Source organism: Salinicola sp. LHM, assembly GCF_034479735.1.
Classification (GTDB): Bacteria; Pseudomonadota; Gammaproteobacteria; order Pseudomonadales; family Halomonadaceae; genus Salinicola; species Salinicola salarius.
The window spans coordinates 1,232,431-1,250,977 of sequence record NZ_CP140261.1; the positions used below are offsets into that span (position 1 = coordinate 1,232,431).

General features: G+C 59.8%; 16 protein-coding genes. All 16 read left to right on the top strand.

Annotation, left to right across the window (positions count from 1 at the left end; genetic code table 11):
• The first annotated feature begins 186 nt into the window (after positions 1 to 186).
• The 16 genes from R5R73_RS05865 (at position 187) to dgoD (ending at position 18,336) form a co-directional block, all read left to right on the top strand.
• Positions 187 to 1,221 carry a hypothetical protein gene (locus R5R73_RS05865; RefSeq protein ID WP_322529110.1) on the top strand — a complete coding sequence of 345 codons (1,035 nt, stop codon included), beginning with the start codon at positions 187 to 189 and terminating at the stop codon, positions 1,219 to 1,221.
• Between the two features lie 174 nt (positions 1,222 to 1,395).
• Entirely contained in the window at positions 1,396 to 2,184 is a 789-nt protein-coding gene (locus R5R73_RS05870; RefSeq protein WP_322529111.1) for a SapC family protein, read from the top strand.
• 207 nt (positions 2,185 to 2,391) lie between these two features.
• Positions 2,392 to 4,341: a hypothetical protein gene (locus R5R73_RS05875; protein ID WP_322529112.1), complete on the top strand. Its 1,950-nt coding sequence runs from the start codon at positions 2,392 to 2,394 to the stop codon at positions 4,339 to 4,341.
• Between the two features lie 303 nt (positions 4,342 to 4,644).
• Positions 4,645 to 5,718 (top strand): dTDP-glucose 4,6-dehydratase, encoded by a 1,074-nt coding sequence (gene rfbB, locus R5R73_RS05880; RefSeq protein WP_322529113.1) that lies wholly within the window; start codon positions 4,645 to 4,647, stop codon positions 5,716 to 5,718.
• 17 nt (positions 5,719 to 5,735) lie between these two features.
• On the top strand, positions 5,736 to 6,623 hold the full coding sequence (gene rfbA, locus R5R73_RS05885; RefSeq protein WP_322529114.1) for a glucose-1-phosphate thymidylyltransferase RfbA: 888 nt from the start codon (positions 5,736 to 5,738) through the stop codon (positions 6,621 to 6,623).
• A complete protein-coding gene (gene rfbC / locus R5R73_RS05890; RefSeq protein WP_322529115.1) occupies positions 6,620 to 7,165 on the top strand; it encodes a dTDP-4-dehydrorhamnose 3,5-epimerase in 546 nt (181 codons plus the stop codon). The genes rfbA and rfbC overlap by 4 nt, the downstream gene beginning before the upstream one ends.
• Before the next feature lie 13 nt (positions 7,166 to 7,178).
• Complete coding sequence (gene rfbD, locus R5R73_RS05895) at positions 7,179 to 8,078, top strand: dTDP-4-dehydrorhamnose reductase (RefSeq protein WP_322529116.1); 900 nt, start codon at positions 7,179 to 7,181, stop codon at positions 8,076 to 8,078.
• A 459-nt stretch (positions 8,079 to 8,537) separates the two neighbouring features.
• Entirely contained in the window at positions 8,538 to 9,926 is a 1,389-nt protein-coding gene (locus R5R73_RS05900) for an undecaprenyl-phosphate glucose phosphotransferase (RefSeq protein ID WP_322529117.1), read from the top strand.
• 267 nt (positions 9,927 to 10,193) lie between these two features.
• Positions 10,194 to 11,471, top strand: coding sequence for an O-antigen ligase (locus R5R73_RS05905; protein ID WP_322529118.1), 1,278 nt, complete (start codon positions 10,194 to 10,196; stop codon positions 11,469 to 11,471).
• 192 nt (positions 11,472 to 11,663) lie between these two features.
• On the top strand, positions 11,664 to 12,335 hold the full coding sequence (locus R5R73_RS05910) for a hypothetical protein (RefSeq protein ID WP_087720971.1): 672 nt from the start codon (positions 11,664 to 11,666) through the stop codon (positions 12,333 to 12,335).
• Positions 12,328 to 12,996 (top strand): RES family NAD+ phosphorylase, encoded by a 669-nt coding sequence (locus tag R5R73_RS05915; protein WP_303855754.1) that lies wholly within the window; start codon positions 12,328 to 12,330, stop codon positions 12,994 to 12,996. The genes R5R73_RS05910 and R5R73_RS05915 overlap by 8 nt, the downstream gene beginning before the upstream one ends.
• 185 nt (positions 12,997 to 13,181) lie before the next feature.
• Positions 13,182 to 13,961, top strand: coding sequence for a FadR/GntR family transcriptional regulator (locus R5R73_RS05920; RefSeq protein ID WP_322529119.1), 780 nt, complete (start codon positions 13,182 to 13,184; stop codon positions 13,959 to 13,961).
• A gap of 22 nt (positions 13,962 to 13,983) precedes the next feature.
• Positions 13,984 to 15,003, top strand: a complete 1,020-nt coding sequence (locus R5R73_RS05925; protein ID WP_322529120.1) for a TRAP transporter substrate-binding protein — start codon at positions 13,984 to 13,986, stop codon at positions 15,001 to 15,003.
• A 78-nt stretch (positions 15,004 to 15,081) separates the two neighbouring features.
• Complete coding sequence (locus tag R5R73_RS05930) at positions 15,082 to 15,717, top strand: TRAP transporter small permease subunit (RefSeq protein WP_071232534.1); 636 nt, start codon at positions 15,082 to 15,084, stop codon at positions 15,715 to 15,717.
• The gene (locus R5R73_RS05935) at positions 15,717 to 17,021 is read left to right on the top strand and encodes a TRAP transporter large permease subunit (protein ID WP_322529121.1); all 1,305 of its coding nucleotides are present in this window, start codon (positions 15,717 to 15,719) and stop codon (positions 17,019 to 17,021) included. The genes R5R73_RS05930 and R5R73_RS05935 overlap by 1 nt, the downstream gene beginning before the upstream one ends.
• A 166-nt stretch (positions 17,022 to 17,187) precedes the next feature.
• Positions 17,188 to 18,336: a galactonate dehydratase gene (gene dgoD, locus R5R73_RS05940; RefSeq protein ID WP_087719194.1), complete on the top strand. Its 1,149-nt coding sequence runs from the start codon at positions 17,188 to 17,190 to the stop codon at positions 18,334 to 18,336.
• The last annotated feature ends 211 nt before the right edge of the window (positions 18,337 to 18,547 follow it).

An 18,547-nucleotide genomic window follows, 5' to 3' on the forward strand; every position in this document is an offset into this window, starting at 1 on the left:
ACGCCAGGGCGGCCGAGGGGCGAGAACGCCACTCTCGCCAGGCGCCGCTAATGTCTCGAACACGAGCCGAAATGGCTCGTGGGACGACAGGTCGTCCTGGCCGACACGACGCGCTTCCTTGCGGGGTGGCGTACGGGTAATTAGGCTGCTTGCTGATGCAAGTAAACGTACTTGGCAGGAGCTTTCATGGCGACGCTTTCCTATCCTGAAAACATTGCGACCAATGGCGACGACACTGTGCGTTCCAACGGTTACCAGATTGCCTATGGCTTGAGGGGCAACGATACGCTTCGTTCAGATGCCTATAGCGAATACAACTTTCTGACCGGGGGCGCAGGCAATGATACCTATGTCGCCGGCAGCGGTTCCGCCATCACGGTTATCGATAGCGGCGGGTTCGATACGGTAGTGGCCGAGGGTATCGGGTTGTATAGCGACTACACCTATGCGGCGACCGTCGAGGGGCGCCATCTCGTTGCGCAGAATACGCTGACCGGCCAGCAGGTGGCGATCGCCGACTGGCAGGATGCCAAGCATCAGATCGAGTCGTTTCAGCTAGGCGACGGGACTTTTTCGCTGGCGCAGATCCAGAGTGCCGTTGCCTCCAGCCCCAATTTCCTGGGGGATGTAACGGCCGAGCAGGTCGCCAAAGGGGGCATTTTGCCCGGTGGCACTTCGTCCGATGATCTCCAGGCATTCCTGGCCAGTGTCGAAGGGCGTGATTCGGTCCTTTCCAGTGCCCCGGCAACGGTTACCGAGGCCGAGGGGCTGGATGATGCCTTCTACCTCAGCCATAACGCGGATGTCGCGGCGAGTGGTATGGATCCGGATGATCATTATGCCCGCTTTGGCTGGAAAGAGGGCCGTGACCCCAACGCCTGGTTCGATACCGATGGATATCTTGAAAGGAACCCGGATGTGGCGGCGGCTGATATCGATCCGCTCGAACATTTCATGGATTATGGCGTCAATGAAGGGCGTGACCCTGACGCCTATTTCGATGTCGACTGGTATCTGAGTCAGAATCAGGATGTCGCCAGAGCTGACCTGAATCCGGTGGCGCATTATCTGCAGTATGGTTGGAAAGAAGGGCGCGACCCTTCCGCCGAGTTCGATACCGATGCCTACCTGACGGCCAATCCGGATGTCGAGGCGGCAGGCATCAATCCGCTGGAGCATTGGCTTCAGTATGGTCAGGCCGAAGGGCGCGAGCTGGGCTGATGTCGCGGATCCGTGGAAGTCTTCCATGGCGATTCGAACACAAGAGCGGAAGCCGCTCAGGCCCCTGGCTCCGGTCAGGGGTTTCTTTTATCCGGCGACTTGGCAATGGTCCTTGTCGGCGATACCGTCGCAAAGCCTGTCTATCCATGACGTGAACAATTTCGAGGAGTCTGCATGACTGAGTGGATCGCGCTATCGCGAACGCGACACACCGATAGCCACTTTCTACCGCGCCAGGGCTATGCCTTTGCTGCCGACCGGCAGGTGACGCCGATCTTGCTTGCCGAGCTGGGTAAACTGTTGCCCCATTACCCCCTGGGGTTCGTTCAACAGGGGGATCAATTCCAGCCTGTGGCGTTGTTGGGTTTGAGCGGGCCAAATCGCTATTTACACCCGGATGGCCGTTGGATGGCCGACTACGTGCCGGCTGGACTACGTGGCTACCCATTCACGCTGGCCAATGCTGAAGATAATCAGCAAGTGTTATGTATCGATCACGATCATATCCAGGAAGAACCAAATGATAGCGTGAGTGAGGCTCTGTTCGATGATGAAGGCAGTCTGAGCCAGCGTGTGCAACAGACACTGGATTTTTTGCAGCAGTGCGAAAGCAATCGTCAGCTCACCATTAGGGCCTGCCAGACTTTGGGCGAGTTGGGGCTGATAGAACCCTGGCCCTTGCAGATTGGCCGGGGAGAAGACCAGACGCCGCTTCAGGTGCAAGGATTGTTTCGCATCAATGAGAAGGCGCTGAATGCGTTGGAGCCGACTGCGTTTGCTGACCTGCGCAAGCACGGTGCGCTGGCGCTGGCCTATGCGCAGCTCTTCTCGCTCAATCAGCTTCATCAACTGATCGAGCGGGAAAAATTCCATGCTCGCCAACAGCCGGCTCAGTCGCCGAATGGCAATCTCGATAGCCTGTTCGGTGAGGATGATGATCTGAGCTTCGATTTCGGTGATTGATCGAACTCGCTGATTCAACCTGCGGCGCACCAATAGGAGAGCCTGAAATGTGAAAGATGGCCACTGAGCGGTCAGGAGCCAGGTGTATGAAGCCTGTGCCTGGCGAAGAAGCCATGCGTCAACTACGGTGGCGTGTTACCAGTCGAACCGCCGACCAGGTGAGGCTGGCTACTGACGTTCAGGAGCAGGACCCATCAAGGAGGAATCATGCAGCTTTCTTTCAACCAGGAATATTACCTGCGTAACAACCCGGATGTCGCGCAGGCAGTGCAGAGTGGAGCCATACCGAGCGCCGAATATCATTGGTTGAACTATGGTGCTGCCGAAGGCCGCAACCCGAATGCGGTGTTCGATACGCAGGCGTACCTGTCAGCTAATCCCGATGTTGCCGAAGCCACGGAACAGGGCGTTATCACGCCGCTTGAACACTTTCTGGAGTATGGCGCCGCTGAAGGCCGGGCGCCGAGTGATGACTATCAGATCATTGCGGATGAGTTCAATGAACAGGCTTATCTAAAGGCTAACGCTGACGTGGCGTCTGGCGTCGAGAACGGCGCGCTGCAAAGCGGCTACGAACATTGGGTGTTGTACGGCCAGTACGAAGAACGTCCGGGCGCCACCCTCGAAGATGGCACCCCTGTTTCAGAGGTCATCGGAGAGAGTGCCGGTGATGGCGAGAACTCCGGCGATGATCGAATTCTCGACGCCAGCGCCCAGACGGATGGCGATGGCAACCTGATGACGTCCTATACGGCTGACGACCTGTCGGCTTATCAGGGCATTCGTTTCTCGGGTTCTGAATTTGCCGGTGAAACCATTAACCTGGAAGGTTTGGGCGATAAGCGCCTGTTGGTCGACAATGCTTCCTTGGCACTCAATCTCAATCAGATGAGCTCCGGCCAGATAGAACTGGATGGTGCCGATGTCATCGTCTACGGAGAAAACGATGGACAGGGCAATCCTACCGGTAGCCTGACATCACTCGACGTTAACACTGCCAGTGCGTCGAACCTGGAACTGGGCGGTTCTGCCGCGGCTGGGCTGACGGATCTGGTCATGACTGGAACTGGTGATCTGACCCTGACAGGAGCCACTATCGGGACGATGGCTCAGGGCGGGAGCGTTTCCGTCGATGCCTCTGGCTTGGCTGGCAGCCTTGTCGTCGGAGATGACGGCGTACTCTCTAATGCAACCAGCATAACGGCTGGTGGCGGCGCTGATAGCTTGGCTATCGATGATATCAGCGGGATCGACGCTGCGGCGCCGGTCATCAATGGCGGGGCAGGCGACGATACGCTGACCGTTACCGGCAGCATGACCATGCCGGAGCCTGGTGACACGGTTACTACCGATGTCAGCGGCTTCGAGACGGTCAACTTCGATTCGTATGTAGAAGTTGCTGCCGACTCCTTCGATGGGGTGGAAAACTTCACTGTTGCATCGGGGGCTAGCCTCTCTCATCTGGGGGCAGATCAGGTCGTTACGGCCACTGCAGGAGGGACAAGCGAGGCTGATTCGCCATTAATTCTCCGTGATGCGGGCGGTGACGTGAATGTCGTGGCCGACTTTACGGCTGATGAGAATGCCGATGCGCTGGATCTACTGGCGCTGACTGCGCAAGGCTCGTCGCTTGAAGGCGATACGTTGACGCTATCTGGCAGCGGTAAAATCGCTTATAGCGATTCGGGGCGTGCCTTTCATGAAATCGATGCTTCCGACCTGACGGGTGGCTTGATTTACGCTGGCGCCGATTACGTCAAGGAAAGCGTGTCGTTGGGCAGTGGTAAAGATGCTCTTGATATTGCTGATGGGTCGATCCACGGCAATATGGACAGCATCACCGGCTTTGATGCGGCGAAAGATACGCTGGATATCGGCCCGCTGAATGAGCTGAACAGCATAAATGTCGGCGCTGCCAGCTCTATCGACGAGGCTTTCGACATGGCAGCCACGGAGTCGGCGGCAACGGCTAACGGCTATGTCGCCTTTGAAATGAATGGCAATTCATATGTTTATGCCGATACGGAAACTCAGAGCGTGGATGACAAGGGCAATGTCATTGACCCACAGGGTGAAGTAGGCGTGTCTTATAACGATTTCGCTGTCGAGCTGACTGGTGTTCAGGGCGAAATCACTGAAACCAATGCGCTGGCCTGAGTCTGGCTCTGCGACAATGTTAAACGCATGATAGACAGAAACCCGGAGCTTCGGCTCCGGGTTTTTTCTATATGGCCCATGCTTTCTTCAATAGCGCAGATGACGCGTGGCCCAGCTACGCTGGTTTAGCGTAACGGCTGGCATCGCTGCTTTGGCGGTTTCTTTCTTGCTGATATTTCTTCTGTTTTTCTCTCTTGTCTCCATCCTTTTTGATCGTACCCTCCGGGGAAACCTGTAGCCCTGCTTTTCCCCGAGCGAGGGACTCCGTAGACTATGCCGGTTTCCCTGTCATCGAGTGCGGTAATGAAAATTCTGGTAACCGGAGGCGCTGGCTTCATTGGCTCGGCGGTCATTCGTCATTTGATTCGAGATACCGCTCATGCGGTAGTCAATGTCGACAAGCTGACCTACGCAGGCAATCTGGCATCGCTGAGTGATGCGACACAGAGCGACCGCTACGCGTTCGAGCAGGTGGATATTTGTGATGCCGATGCGTTGCGGGGCGTGTTCGAACGTCACCAGCCCGATGCGGTCATGCATCTGGCGGCTGAATCCCATGTCGACCGTTCCATCCACGGGCCGGCGGACTTCATCCAGACCAATCTGGTGGGCACGGGTGTACTGCTCGAAGCCGCCCGCGCGTATTTCGAAGGCCTTTCCGGTACGCGTCGCGAGGGCTTTCGATTCCACCATGTCTCCACCGACGAGGTCTACGGTGATCTTGAGGGGCCGGATGGACTGTTTACCGAGCAGACGCCTTATGCGCCGAGTTCGCCCTATTCGGCCAGCAAGGCCGGGTCGGACCATCTGGTGCGGGCGTGGCATCGTACCTTCGGGCTGCCGGTGCTCGTCACCAACTGTTCGAACAACTATGGGCCATATCACTTTCCCGAGAAGCTGATTCCACTGATGATCCTCAACGCCCGCGCTGGCAAGCCGTTGCCGGTCTACGGTGACGGGAGTCAGGTACGCGACTGGCTGTATGTCGAGGATCATGCTCGGGCGCTGGTCACGGTGATCGAGTCGGGCCGGGTGGGGGAAACCTACAATATTGGCGGCCACAACGAACATCGCAATCTCGAGGTGGTCGAGCGAATCTGCGCGTTACTGGAAGAGCTGGCACCGCAGCACCCCGAGGGAGTGACGCGCTATGCGGACCTGATCACCTACGTGAAGGACCGCCCGGGGCACGATGTGCGCTATGCCATCGATGCGGGCAAGGTCGAGCGTGAGTTGGGCTGGCGCCCCCGCGAGACCTTCGAAAGTGGCTTGCGCAAGACGGTGCAGTGGTATCTGGACAACCATGTCTGGATCGAGGGCGTCACCAGCGGTGCCTATCGTGACTGGACCGCGAAGCAGTATGGAAAGCACGAATAAGACAAGGATCGAGTGTCATGAAACGTAAAGGTATTATCCTCGCCGGTGGGTCCGGCACGCGCTTGCATCCGGTTACCATGGCGGTGTCCAAGCAATTGTTGCCGGTCTACGACAAACCGATGATCTATTATCCGTTAGCGACTCTGATGCTTGCGGGTATCGACGAGATCCTGGTGATTTCCACGCCTCAGGATACGCCGCGTTTCGAGCAGTTGCTGGGCGACGGCAGCCAGTGGGGCATTTCGGTGGAGTACGCCGTGCAGCCATCGCCGGATGGGCTGGCCCAGGCCTTCATCATCGGCAAGGAATTTCTGAATGGCGCGCCTAGTTGTCTGATTCTCGGCGACAATGTCTTCTATGGGCATGATCTGCAGCCGCTGCTCGACAGCGCCATGTCGCGGGATAGCGGCGCCAGCGTTTTTGCCTACCATGTACACGACCCGGAGCGCTATGGCGTCGTGGATTTCGATGGCGACGGTCGAGCCACTTCGCTCGAGGAAAAGCCCGCCGTGCCGAAGTCGAACTATGCGGTCACCGGTCTCTATTTTTACGATGGCGATGTGGTCGAGATGGCCGAGAAGCTGGAACCTTCCCATCGCGGCGAGCTGGAGATCACCGATATCAATCGCGCCTATCTGGAGCGGGGCGATCTCAATGTCGAGATCATGGGCCGTGGCTTCGCCTGGCTGGATACGGGAACGCACGATTCATTGAACGAGGCGTCCAATTTCATCGCCACCATCGAGCACCGTCAGGGCTTGAAGGCATGCTGCCCGGAAGAGGTCGCCTGGCGGCGCGGCTTTATCGATGATGAACAGCTGGTGGCGCTAGCTGCCCCTCTGGCCAAGAGCGGCTATGGTCAATATCTGCAGCGTCTGGTTCGCGAGAAGAGGACGCACAAATGAAGGTGACCGAGACACAGTTGCCCGAGGTCTGGATACTCGAGCCGAAAGTGTTCGGTGACGAGCGCGGCTTTTTCATGGAAAGCTTCAATCAGCGCGCTTTCGAGGAGGCGACCGGTTGCCGTCGTACGTTCGTCCAGGATAACCATTCCCGTTCGCGCTGCGGCGTGCTTCGCGGCCTGCATTATCAGTTGGAGCAGCCACAGGGCAAGCTGGTACGGGTAACGCATGGCCGCGTATTCGACGTTGCCGTCGACCTGCGACGCAGCTCGCCGAACTTCGGCCGCTGGGTCGGTGTGGAGCTGTCGGCCGACAACAATCGCCAGCTTTGGGTACCGGAAGGCTTCGGGCATGGTTTCGTGGTGCTGTCGGATAGCGCGGACTTCCTCTACAAGACCACGGATTACTACCATCCTGAGTCCGAGCGTAGCATCCGCTACGATGATCCCGATCTGGGCATCGAGTGGCCGCAACTCGAGGCGCTTTCCTTGTCCGACAAGGATCTCAAAGGCAGTTCGTTCCGCGACGCGGACGTATTCGAATGACACCGGGGGCATCATGAAGTGGTTGATTCTAGGAAGCTCCGGGCAGGTTGGTCGGGAATTGAGCCGGTCCTTGCAGGCGTTGGGGCGTGGCGCGGCATTGTCGCGTCAGCAGTGCGATCTGGCCGTCGCGGGCGAGGTGGCCGAGGCGATCGCTCGGCATGAGCCGGATGTTGTCATCAATGCTGCCGCTTATACCGCTGTCGATCGCGCCGAGGACGAGCCGCAGTCGGCCTACCGGGTCAACGCGGATGCGGTCGAGGAGCTTGCCAGGGCTTGTGCCGAGCGGAACGTGTCGCTGGTGCATTACTCGACGGACTACGTTTACTCGGGGCAGGGCGATAAGCCCTTTCAGGAGGATGATGCGACCGGCCCCCTTTCGGTTTATGGCAAGAGCAAGCTGGCCGGTGAGCAGGCGATAGCTCGTGTCGGTGCCAGGGCGCTGATCTTTCGTACCAGTTGGGTCTATGCGTCGCATGGCAGTAATTTCGTCAGGACCATGCTGCGTCTGGGGCGTGAACGGGATGACTTGAGTGTCATCGACGATCAGATCGGGGCGCCGACATGGGCAGCGACCATTGCCGATGTGACTGCGCTGGCGCTGTACGCATGGCAACGTGAGCAGTGGTCGCCTTCGCTGGCGGGTGTCTATCACCTGACTGCCTCTGGTGCAACGAGCTGGCATGGCTTCGCTGAGGCGGTATTCGAGGAGGCCCTGGCGCTGCAATTGATCGACCGTGCGGAGATGCCTCGCGTCGCGCCGATTCCTTCGGCCGATTATCCACAGAAAGCGCCACGACCGAAGAATTCGCGCATGGATCTTGCGCGTCTGGAGCAGGCTTTCGGTCTTTCCATGCCTGACTGGCGTGATGCGCTGAGAAGTTGTCTCCTGTATATGAAAGATGGTCAACAGTAGGCTCGGGCGGCTTTTGGTCGGGATCATTGGCATCTTCGGCGATACGGCGGTTCTGGTTGGTGCCATCAGACAGCAGGTGAGCTAATGAGCACCCGGAAGAGCTGGCGGAGATCGTGCTGGAATGGGCCGGTGTGCGAACCTTCTCAGCTTGCGACTCGGCGGCAGCGGCACGCGATTCGTTGAAGCCAGCGATCCGCCGATGTGGATAATTCACGAGCCGACACGGCAGAACAGGATGATGAAGCATGGCCAGCGATACGATGGAATTGCTGGGCAGGTCAATGAACAGGCTGTTACGCCATGTTTTTGTTCCCGTTTAGCCAAAAGTTTTCCGTTCCCGTTTAGCCAAAAAATAGTATGGATACGGTTGCCTGGCCTGAGTGTCACGCCGCCTGGCAGCACATTGTATCGTTACAGATATGCTGAAATCTTTCCGTTCTTGAGTTACCCGGCCAACCGATGAGCGTTTCGAGACAACAGAGAAGTATTACCGAGCGATACCCGGCTCAGATATTCGTACCCCTGATCGATGCCGGTGCTGTGCTGTTGTCGGGCTTTCTGGCCCACTGTATCCGGTTCGGTACGCTGGCTGTACATGATCGCTTTCTGCTGGCCATGATGATCATGGCCATCTTCGTCGTGATGGCCAACTTCATCGCTGGCGCTTATGTGCGTTGGCGCACCACCCGGCTCTCCAACATTCTGTTTCGGCTGGTGGTCGTTTGGGGCATCGTTGCGTTGATGGCGACGTCGATCATCTACCTGGCCGAAGCCTCGGTTCGCTATTCGCGCTTGTGGCTGGGGATGACACTGCTTTTCTCGCTGGGGCTGGCGGCCGGCTTTCGTGTACTCGTGATGCTGCTGCTCAAAAGCGCGAGGTTATCGGGCAAGAACCTTCGGGGGGTCTTTCTCGTGGGGCCTGCCCCGAACCTGCTCAAGGTGGCCAGAAGCATGCGCAAGACGCCGGGGGAGGGCTTCGCGATTTCCGGCGTGCAGCGCTTGAAGGAGGCGCCGAATCCGGCTTTCCTGAACTGTCTTGCCCGTCGGGTAGAGGATTCCGGCGCTCGTGAGGTATGGCTCGGTCTGCCGCTGGAAATGGGCGGCGCGGTGCGCGAGATCATGCATGCGCTGCGTCATCAGACGGCGGAGGTGCGCTTCATTCCCGAGTTTCAGGACATGCGGCTTCTCAATCACCGCATCAGCGAGGTGGCGGGGCACTTCGCGCTCGATCTGAGCGTGACGTCCATGGGGGAGACGTCGCGCTTCCTGAAACGGGTAGAGGATCTGGTACTGGGCAGCTTGTTCCTGCTCTTGTCGCTGCCTGTCTGCGCCATTATCGCGGTGGTTCTCAAGACGCAATCGCCGGGGCCGGTGCTGTTCAAGCAGTACCGCATGGGCAGCAACGGCCGTCGCTTCAAGGTCTACAAGTTCCGTTGGATGGAAGTCCATACGGAGGCCGATGGCGTCGTGACCCAGGCCAGGCAGGGCGATCCTCGCGTAACCCGGTTCGGCGCCTTTCTCCGGCGGACATCGCTGGACGAGCTGCCGCAGTTCTACAACGTATTGCAGGGTCGCATGTCGATCGTCGGGCCGCGGCCCCATGCGCTGGCGCACAACGAGTATTACAAGGACGTCGTCGAGTCCTACATGAAGCGCCACAAGGTGAAGCCGGGGATCACTGGCTGGGCGCAGGTCAATGGCCTTCGCGGAGGGACGGAGGATGTCGACAAGATGGAGCGTCGTGTCGAACATGACTTGTGGTATATCGATAACTGGTCCTTGTGGCTCGACCTGAGAATCATTGCGTTGACTATTATCAAGGGGTTTTGTCATCCGAACGCCTTGTGACAGTGCTTTGAGATAAGGCTTTTCGCCCGTTACCGGCACGGGGCAAGGTGATTTGCCACATTTGGCGCTGCTGATGCTCGGGGATGTGAAGTACATTGCTGCTTTGGCTCTGGAAAGGCATTGCCGCTCTGAATCCAGCCTGAGCATCGCTCGCTGACTTTTCAGACAGACCCTAACGAGAGGTAGCTGTTCGATATCGGGGCGCCCGGCCCGTATACTCCCGCCCGGCATTATCGGCTTGTTGTTTCTGGTTAGCGGAAGAGTCTCGTGGTCAACGTATTGGATCGTCATAAAGGGGTAGGCGCCGTGGCTTCGGCCTACACCCATATCGCCGTGTTTCTGATGGGCGCCATTGCCCTGGTCGTGCCTACCGGCTATTCGCTGGGGCCGGCCTTGCTGTTGCTGGCATCGCCGGTATTGCTGGTCTTGCGGCCCGGGTTCGAACTGAACCGTCAGGACAAAGCGATCATCGCCATTCTACTGGCGTATTTCGTGGTCGCTGCGTCCCGGGCGCTGGTCGATGGACAGGGCTCGAGCGGTCTGGATAAGTCCAGTCGCTTCCTGTTGGCGGTGCCGGTGCTGTTTTGGCTCGTCGCCTATCCGCCGCGGCTGTCGGTCATGTGGTCCGGTATTGCGATAGGGGCTATCGCTTCGGGCGGTTGGGCGGTGTGGCAGAAGCTCATCGAAGGTGTGGCGCGGGCGGGTGGCTATACCCATGTCATTCAGTATGGCGACCTCAACATGTTGTTTGGCGTGCTGTGCCTGGCCGGCCTCGGCTGGGCCTTCACGCAGCGCAATGCCAGGTATTGGGTGCCTCTTCTAGCGCTGGGCGCGCTCATGGGGGTAATGGGGTCCCTGATGTCCGGCAGCCGGGGTGGCTGGGTAGGCTTCCCCTTCGTGTTATGGGTGCTTTATCGCGGCTATGCCCGCTATTTTGCTCGGCGCTGGCTGGTCGGCCTGAGTGTGCTGGTAGTCGCTATCGGGGTAACCGTGTATGCCGTGCCGCAATTCGGGGTGCAAAGCCGCGTCAACGCCGCGTTTTCCAACGTTCAGCAGTATCTCGAAGAGGGAAATACGCATACTTCCCTGGGGGCGCGTTTCGCCATGTGGCATGCCGCGGTGGAGCTGATCCCCGAGAAGCCCATCTTCGGCTGGGGGGATCGGGGCTACGAACAGGCGCGGGATCGGTTGGTCGCCGAAGGGCGGGCTGATCCCGTCATCAAGAACTGGGGCCACGTTCATAACGAGTACCTGGATGCCTGGCTGAAACGGGGTATCTTTGGGCTGCTGGCCTTGCTGGCGCTCTACCTCGTGCCGATGCGGCTCTTCGGCAAGCGGTTGTCGAGCGATGATCTTGCACTCAAGTCCATTGCCATAGCCGGAATACTGTTGCCGGTGACCTACATGGATTTCGGGCTGTCGCAGGTCTTTCTGGCCCATAACAGCGGGGTGATGGTGTACCCGTTCTGGCTGGTCCTGCTATGGGGGCTATTGAGGCACCGCGAGGCTCATCTGGCCTCGGGCATGCAACCGCGGGAGCGCTGACAGCAACCTGACGTGCCGCGAGTGGAATATTTCACTGTTTACTGGAAGGGTCGGTCTCGATGACCGGCCCTTTTTGTTGTTGTGCGCCAGGCCTGGCGCGCAGCGCCTGACTGACGCTGTCCCCGCATGGTGGTAAAGTATGTTATCTTGCATTGGTGCTTACTTCCATTACCCTCAAAAAAGGAGGGTGTCATGAAAGAAAACATCCTTGAAAACGAAGGTTATGTGCTGATCGGCTCGGCTAAAGAGATCCAGGCAAGGCTGGGCCGCCCACTGGAAACTGATGTCATCGCCTTGTTCCGAGACAGCGGGGATGATGAGCAAGCCACCGTGCTGACCGAGCTGGTCCGTCACGTGACCATTGATTTTGAACGCAAGCTGCACCAACGCAAACGCCAAGCCATGTCCAGAGTGATCGATTCCTATGTGGAGTTCGTCAGTCTGGACAAGACCGCCCTCCTCGAGGCCGAAATGGAGGGGCGTGCCCGGAAGGCAGCTTTGGAAAGCACGAGCTGGCTCACAGCCCGCGAAATTGGCCAGATGGCAGGGCTGGCATCCGACAACCCGAGCGCCCAGACGAGCAAGTGGAAACGGCAGCATAGGATCTTTGCTATCCAGCATCGTAATGTCGATCTCTTCCCTGCCTACGCTCTGGACAAGACGAACGGGTACCGGCCCCTGAAAGGGCTGAAACCGATCCTCGAGCTGTTTGGCAATAGCAAGGATGGTTGGGGGCTGGCCTATTGGTTCTCCTCCGTCAACAGCTATCTCGGCGGGCAGAGGCCACAGGATGTGTTGGATACCGATCCAGAGCGCGTGCTCGCAGCGGCCGACCAGGAACGGGTCGGTGTTGAGCATGGCTAGACGCGAAACGTCGGTCGCGTCCGGTGCTTTGTCGACACCCAAGCCTCCGGAGAAGATTCTGCTTCACACGGTGACGATCAAGCCGGGGGTAGTCCTGCATCGGGTGCATAAAGCTGAATATGCCGGTACTGCCTTCAACCCCAGCTTACGGGGCAGTGCTCGCTTCAGTCCGCTGCTCGATGACAACGGAGACGTGATTCCTACCCTTTACGCGGCCTATACCTTCGATGGGGCAGCAATGGAGACAGTGTTTCACGACGTACCCTTTACCCCTGGTCCCAAGTCGTTTCCCCGATCTCGACTCCTGAAGCGTCAGTGCTCGCGCATAGAAGTCACGCAACGGTTGGTGCTGGCGGATCTGACCAGCAAGTCTCTACGTGCCATGGGTATAAAGCGGAACGAACTCATTGACACGGAAGCAGATCAGTATCCGGCCACTAGGGAATGGGCTCGCGCGATTCATGCTCAGCATCCCGATGTTCAGGGATTGTTCTGGGTCTCGCGCCAAGACGATACCGATCGGGCTCTGATTCTGTTCGGGGACCGCGTGGCGCCAGAGGCAATCCGCCAGGTAGAGGAGCCTCTTGATCTCACTGATCGCAGATTGTTCCCGTCCGTGCTGATGCTTGCTGACCGAATAGGCGTGAATGTTGTGCCATAAAAAACCAGCAGAGCGGCCGAGGCCGCCCCGCTGGGTTGATGGTGAAATAAAGTTCTCAGCCGCATATACCCTTTTTGTTTGGCGGCTTGTTTGCCGACCAAAGTCTAAAGGCAAGTCGACGGCGTTTGGTTGATCCTATGTCGGACATAACCTGTACCTAGTCCTACAAGGAAGCGCGGGATCCCATGAGTCATGCCACGGCCGCTACGAGTCGTAGTCAGCGACCGGACATCGCCGAAGCCCTCGCCGAGGCCGTTTTCAGCGGCCATTACGCGATCGGCGAGACGATCCCGCGGGAGATCGACCTCTGCGAGCGCTTCGGTGTCAGCCGAAGTACCGTGCGCAGCGCACTGCAGAAGCTGGTCAACGTCGGCTTGCTGGTGCGGGTTTCCGGGCAGGGCACACGGGTGCGCGAGCTTTCGGCTTGGCATCTGCTCGATCCTCAGGTCAGCGCCTGGATGGCGCGCTACGCCCAGCCCAACCCGCGGCTGCAGCGGGAAGTCTTCGCCTTTCGCGTGGCCGTCGAGCCTTTCGTGGCCGGCCTGGCCGCGACCCATGCCACGGCTTCGGATCTGCTCGCCATCGAGACCGCCTACGAAGGCATGATTCGTGCCCTCGAACAGGCCGATCTGCGCTGGCAGGGCCAGAGCCACGACGACTACGACGTGGCCTTCCACGAAGCGATCTTCGCGGCCTCCCACAATCTTATCTGGGCACAGATCAGTCACGTGCTCAGACCCGCCATCGCCCTGATCGTCGAGCGCTCCAATCACAGTGCCGATGAACTCAACGACAGCATGGCGCGCCATTTCCGGATGATGGAGGCGATTCGCCTGCGTCAGCCGGAAGCCGCCGAGCAGGCGGCGCTCTCGGTGCTGGAACGTACCGGCCGGGATCTGGGAATGGAGGACATCTTGCAACGATCGCCTTCGATCACGCTGTCCCCAACGACATTCGAGCGATAACAAACGCTACTGGAGACTCACAATGACTTTACGCATGCCACTTCAAGGGTTGGCCATCGCTGCGCTTGGCGCGTTCGCGCTCAATGCCCAGGCTGCCGACTATGAATGGACCTTTCAGACGTCCGAGACCGCCGGCGAGCCGCAGTTCGAGATCAAGAAGGAGTGGGCCGAGAACGTCGAGAAGATGTCGAACGGGCGTATCGCCATCGAGATCCTGCCGGTCAATGCCGTGGTGCAGGCCAACCAGACTTTGCAGGCGGTGAGTTCCGGCATTCTGCAGGGGCACCTGACCGATCCCAGCTACTTCTCGGGCCAGGATCCGGCCTTCGGCATGATCGGCAACCTGGTTGGTGCCTGGAGCGATCCGTACCAGTTCCTCGACTACATGAAGTATCACGGCGGCGAGCAGATCTACAACGAACTGGTCGAGCCCTATGGCGTTCACCTGATCGGTGCCGCGGCGACCGGGCTGGAGTCCTTCCCGAGCTCGCGTCCGATCGAGAAGGTCGAAGACCTGAAGGGCCTCAAGGTGCGCGCGCCGGAAGGCATGGTCTACAACATCTTCGAGAAGGCGGGGGCGACGCCGGTCAACCTGCCGGGCTCCGAGGTGTACACCTCGCTGGAAAAAGGGGTGATCGACGCGGCGGACTACACGGTCTTCGCGACCAACTACGCCCAGGGTCTGTACGAGTTCGCCAACTATCCCAACTATCCGGGCTTCCACTCGCTGCCGATGGTCTCCGTCTCGCTCAACAAGCAGATCTGGGATGGCCTGTCGGACGACCTCAAGTCGATTCTGGAAGTCTCCGTCGATCAGATGGCCTACGAGATGGTCGCCAAGCTGAAGACGCTGGATCTCGAGGCCGTACGTGAAGCGCGCGAGGATCCCGATATCCACCTCGTCGACATGTCCAACGAAGAGCGTGCCAAGTTCCGTCGCATCGCCCAGGAAGAGTGGCAGAACTGGGCCGGCCGCAACGACATCACCCAGGAATTCTACGACTCGGTCGTGGGCTACCTGCAAGACAACAACCTGATGTAACAACGCCGGCATCCGTCATCGCCGCGCCGGGTCGACCCGGCGCGGCGATGTTCGACTGGCGTTCGAGGAAAACCCACGATGACACAACCGACCCGTAATACGGACGAGGTCACGATGCCGGTGCAGGAAGGGCCGCCGGAACCGATTCAGAACCAGGTTCCGGAAGAGGAAAGCAACGACGAGATCCGTACGCCGCTGGACCGCTGGGTGCGTCGTGGCGGCCGTTATGCCGCCTGGCTGGTCTTCATCGCCATGGCGATCAGCGTGTTCGAGGTGATCATGCGTTACGGCTTCGATTCGCCGACCTCCTGGGTGCATGAATCCGTAGTGATGCTGGTGGCGCTGACCTTTGCGGTCGGTGGTCCCGTCGCGATGGCGAGCAATCGCCACATTCGCGTTCGCGTGCTCTACGACATCGCCGGCCCGCGCCTGAAGCGCGCCCTGGATGTCTTCAATGATCTGGTCACGCTGGGCTTTTGTCTCGGCATGAGCTATGCCGCCTTCACCATGAGCTGGACGGCGACCCATGGCCCCATGGGGGACTGGCGTCTGGAGCGTTCGGGAACCTCGTGGAACCCGCCGTTCCCGGCACTGGTGAAGACGGTGATTCTGGCGGCGCTGGTGCTGATGACGCTGCAGGCGCTGTGGCATCTCTACCAGAGCGTGACCGGGCGACGCCCGGCGGCGAATCATGACCGCGGGGAGAACGTCTGATGGATATCGCAACGGGAACCTGGCTGCTGGTCGGGGCCATCTTTGCGCTGCTGGTTACCGGTCTGCCGCTGGCGTTCATTACCGGCCTGGTGGCGCTGTGCTTCACGTTCGGCTGGTTCGGGCCGATGGCGCTGCCGCTGGTCACCAGTCGTGTCTACAGCTTCATTACCGAGTATTCGCTGGTCGCGGTGCCCATGTTCGTGCTGATGGCGTCGCTGTTGGATCGATCCGGCATCGCCAGGGATCTGTTCAATGCCATGCGGGTCTTTGCCGGGCGTCTGCCTGGCGGCGTGGCGATCCAGACCGTGGTCGTGGCGTTCTTCCTCGCGGCGCTGTCGGGGATCATCGGCGGCGAGATCGTGCTGCTGGGGATTCTGGCGCTGCCGCAGATGCTGCGCCTGGGCTACGACAAGCATCTTTCCATCGGTGTGGTCTGTGCCGGCGGCTCGCTGGGCACGATGATGCCGCCGTCGATCGTGCTGATCATCTACGGCCTGATCGCCAGCCAGTCGATCGCGGATCTGTTCACTGCAGCCATCACCCCGGCGCTGGTGCTGATGGGCAGCTACATTCTCTACGTGCTGCTGCGGTGCCTGAAGAACCCGAAGCTGGGACCGCCGCTGACCGCGGAGGAGCGGGAGAACAACGAGATCAAGACCAAAGGGCAGGCGCTCAAGGCGATCCTGGTGCCCGGACTGATCGCGTTTCTGGTGCTGGGCACGATCTACGGCGGTGTCGCCTCGGTCACCGAAGCGGCGGCCATGGGGGTCTTCGGCGTGTTCGTGGCGATCATCCTGCGTGGCGAGTTCTCGATCAAGACGCTGCATGCCAGCCTGAACCAGACCCTGAGCACCTGCGGCATGATCATCTGGATCGGCATCGGGGCTGCTGCGCTGGTGGGGGTCTACAACCTGATGGGCGGCAATCGCTTCATCTCGCAGATGATCATGGGGCTGGATGTCGCGCCGATCGTGATCATGCTGGTGATGATGCTGATCCTGCTGGTGTTGGGGATGTTCCTCGACTGGATAGGCGTCGCGATGCTGACGCTGCCGATCTTCGTGCCGATCGTGACGCAGCTTGGCTACGACCCGATTTGGTTCGGCATTCTGTTCGCGGTGAACATGCAGGTGTCGTTCCTGACGCCACCGTTCGGGCCGGCTGCGTTCTACCTCAAGGGTGTGGCGCCACCCTCGATCAGCCTGAAGGATATCTTCGTTTCCCTGCTGCCGTTCATCGCCATTCAGCTCTGCGTGCTGGCGCTGCTGCTGGCATGGCCGGATCTGGCGCTGTGGCTGGTGTGAGACGTCGCCGAATGAGCCCGGCCAGTGGCCGGGCTACGCTCGCGACGCTGGCGGATCGGGAGTACGCTCGGGGCAACGCCGAGCGTGTCAACGTTTCGAACTCGTATGAGTCGAAGGATTCATGAGTCGGCGCATTGTCGCGCCGATTGGATAGACAGGGTGACCCATGAAAATTACGCAACTCAAGACCTGGCAGGTGCCGCCGCGCTGGCTGTTTCTCAAGATCGAGACCGACGAGGGCTGTTACGGCTGGGGCGAGCCCGTGGTCGAGGGGCGTGCCGCTACCGTTGAGGCGGCGGTGCATGAGCTGTCCGATTATCTGATCGGACAGGATCCGCGCCGCATCGAGCATCTGTGGAACATTATGTACCGCGCCGGTTTCTACCGTGGCGGCCCGATTCTGATGAGCGCCATCGCCGGCATCGACCAGGCGCTGTGGGATCTCAAGGGGCGCGATCTGGGTGTGCCGGTCCACCAGCTGCTGGGTGGCGCCTGTCGCGACAAGATGCGCATGTACGCCTGGACGGGCGGCGACAAGCCGAGCGATGTCGGCGCCGGCGCCAAGGCGCTGGTCGACAAGGGCTTCACCGCCTTCAAGATGAACGGCACCGCCGAGATGGCGATCGTCGATTCCCACGCCAAGGTGGACGAAGCCGTGGCCCGTGTCGCCGAGGCACGTGATGCGGTAGGGCCGGACGTGGGCATCGGCATCGATTTCCACGGCCGCGTGCATCGGCCCATGGCCAAGGCATTGCTGCGCGAGCTGGAGCCGTATCATCCGATGTTCGTTGAAGAGCCGGTGCTGCCGGAACACCTGCCGAGTCTCAAGCATATCGCCGGCGGCCTGGGGTATCCCATCGCCACGGGGGAGCGGCTGCACACCCGCTACCAGTTCCGCGACCTGCTCGTCGAGGGCATGGTGGACATCGTCCAGCCCGATCTTTCTCACTGCGGCGGGATCAGCGAAGGGATGAAGATCGCCACGCTGGCCTCCTGCTTCGACGTGGCGCTGGCGCCGCACTGCCCGCTGGGGCCGTTGACCCTGGCCGCCTCGCTGCACGTGGATGCGGTCAATCACAACGCCTTCATCCAGGAGCAGAGCATGGGCATCCACTACAATCGGGACAACGACGTGCTCGATTACCTGGTGGACAAGAATGCCCTGGCGATCGAGGACGGTTACTGCTCGATCCCGCAGGGGCCGGGGCTGGGCGTCGAGATCGACGAGGCCTTCGTCGAGGAGCGTTCCAAGGTCGGCCATCGCTGGAGGAATCCGGTGTGGACGCATGAGGATGGTTCGATCGCGGAATGGTAACGGCACGCTCGATAGCCGCCTGCGCGAGTGAGTCGCAGTGTTGCCCGGTGCGCGAACTCCTCACATATACCCCATATGCTCCGGGTTCTGTGCGCCGGGCGCCTTGCGCTTCAGCTCGCTCGGCTGGCTCTCGAGCGCACCGTACTTGGCGCTCAGCCGTCTTCGCTCGCCGACGCAGAGCACCCAGAAATGCGCGGCTTGGCTGGCGCCA

What these genes read in the sequence shown, in the direction of transcription:
- rfbA (WP_322529114.1), top strand. Translation starts at nt 5,736, where the DNA reads ATGAAACGTAAAGGTATTATCCTCGCCGGTGGGTCCGGCACGCGCTTG.
- R5R73_RS05875 (WP_322529112.1), top strand. Translation starts at nt 2,392, where the DNA reads ATGCAGCTTTCTTTCAACCAGGAATATTACCTGCGTAACAACCCGGAT.
- R5R73_RS05925 (WP_322529120.1), top strand. Translation starts at nt 13,984, where the DNA reads ATGACTTTACGCATGCCACTTCAAGGGTTGGCCATCGCTGCGCTTGGC.
- rfbB (WP_322529113.1), top strand. Translation starts at nt 4,645, where the DNA reads ATGAAAATTCTGGTAACCGGAGGCGCTGGCTTCATTGGCTCGGCGGTC.
- R5R73_RS05910 (WP_087720971.1), top strand. Translation starts at nt 11,664, where the DNA reads ATGAAAGAAAACATCCTTGAAAACGAAGGTTATGTGCTGATCGGCTCG.
- R5R73_RS05915 (WP_303855754.1), top strand. Translation starts at nt 12,328, where the DNA reads ATGGCTAGACGCGAAACGTCGGTCGCGTCCGGTGCTTTGTCGACACCC.
- dgoD (WP_087719194.1), top strand. Translation starts at nt 17,188, where the DNA reads ATGAAAATTACGCAACTCAAGACCTGGCAGGTGCCGCCGCGCTGGCTG.
- rfbD (WP_322529116.1), top strand. Translation starts at nt 7,179, where the DNA reads ATGAAGTGGTTGATTCTAGGAAGCTCCGGGCAGGTTGGTCGGGAATTG.
- R5R73_RS05870 (WP_322529111.1), top strand. Translation starts at nt 1,396, where the DNA reads ATGACTGAGTGGATCGCGCTATCGCGAACGCGACACACCGATAGCCAC.
- rfbC (WP_322529115.1), top strand. Translation starts at nt 6,620, where the DNA reads ATGAAGGTGACCGAGACACAGTTGCCCGAGGTCTGGATACTCGAGCCG.
- R5R73_RS05920 (WP_322529119.1), top strand. Translation starts at nt 13,182, where the DNA reads ATGAGTCATGCCACGGCCGCTACGAGTCGTAGTCAGCGACCGGACATC.
- R5R73_RS05930 (WP_071232534.1), top strand. Translation starts at nt 15,082, where the DNA reads ATGACACAACCGACCCGTAATACGGACGAGGTCACGATGCCGGTGCAG.
- R5R73_RS05865 (WP_322529110.1), top strand. Translation starts at nt 187, where the DNA reads ATGGCGACGCTTTCCTATCCTGAAAACATTGCGACCAATGGCGACGAC.
- R5R73_RS05900 (WP_322529117.1), top strand. Translation starts at nt 8,538, where the DNA reads ATGAGCGTTTCGAGACAACAGAGAAGTATTACCGAGCGATACCCGGCT.
- R5R73_RS05935 (WP_322529121.1), top strand. Translation starts at nt 15,717, where the DNA reads ATGGATATCGCAACGGGAACCTGGCTGCTGGTCGGGGCCATCTTTGCG.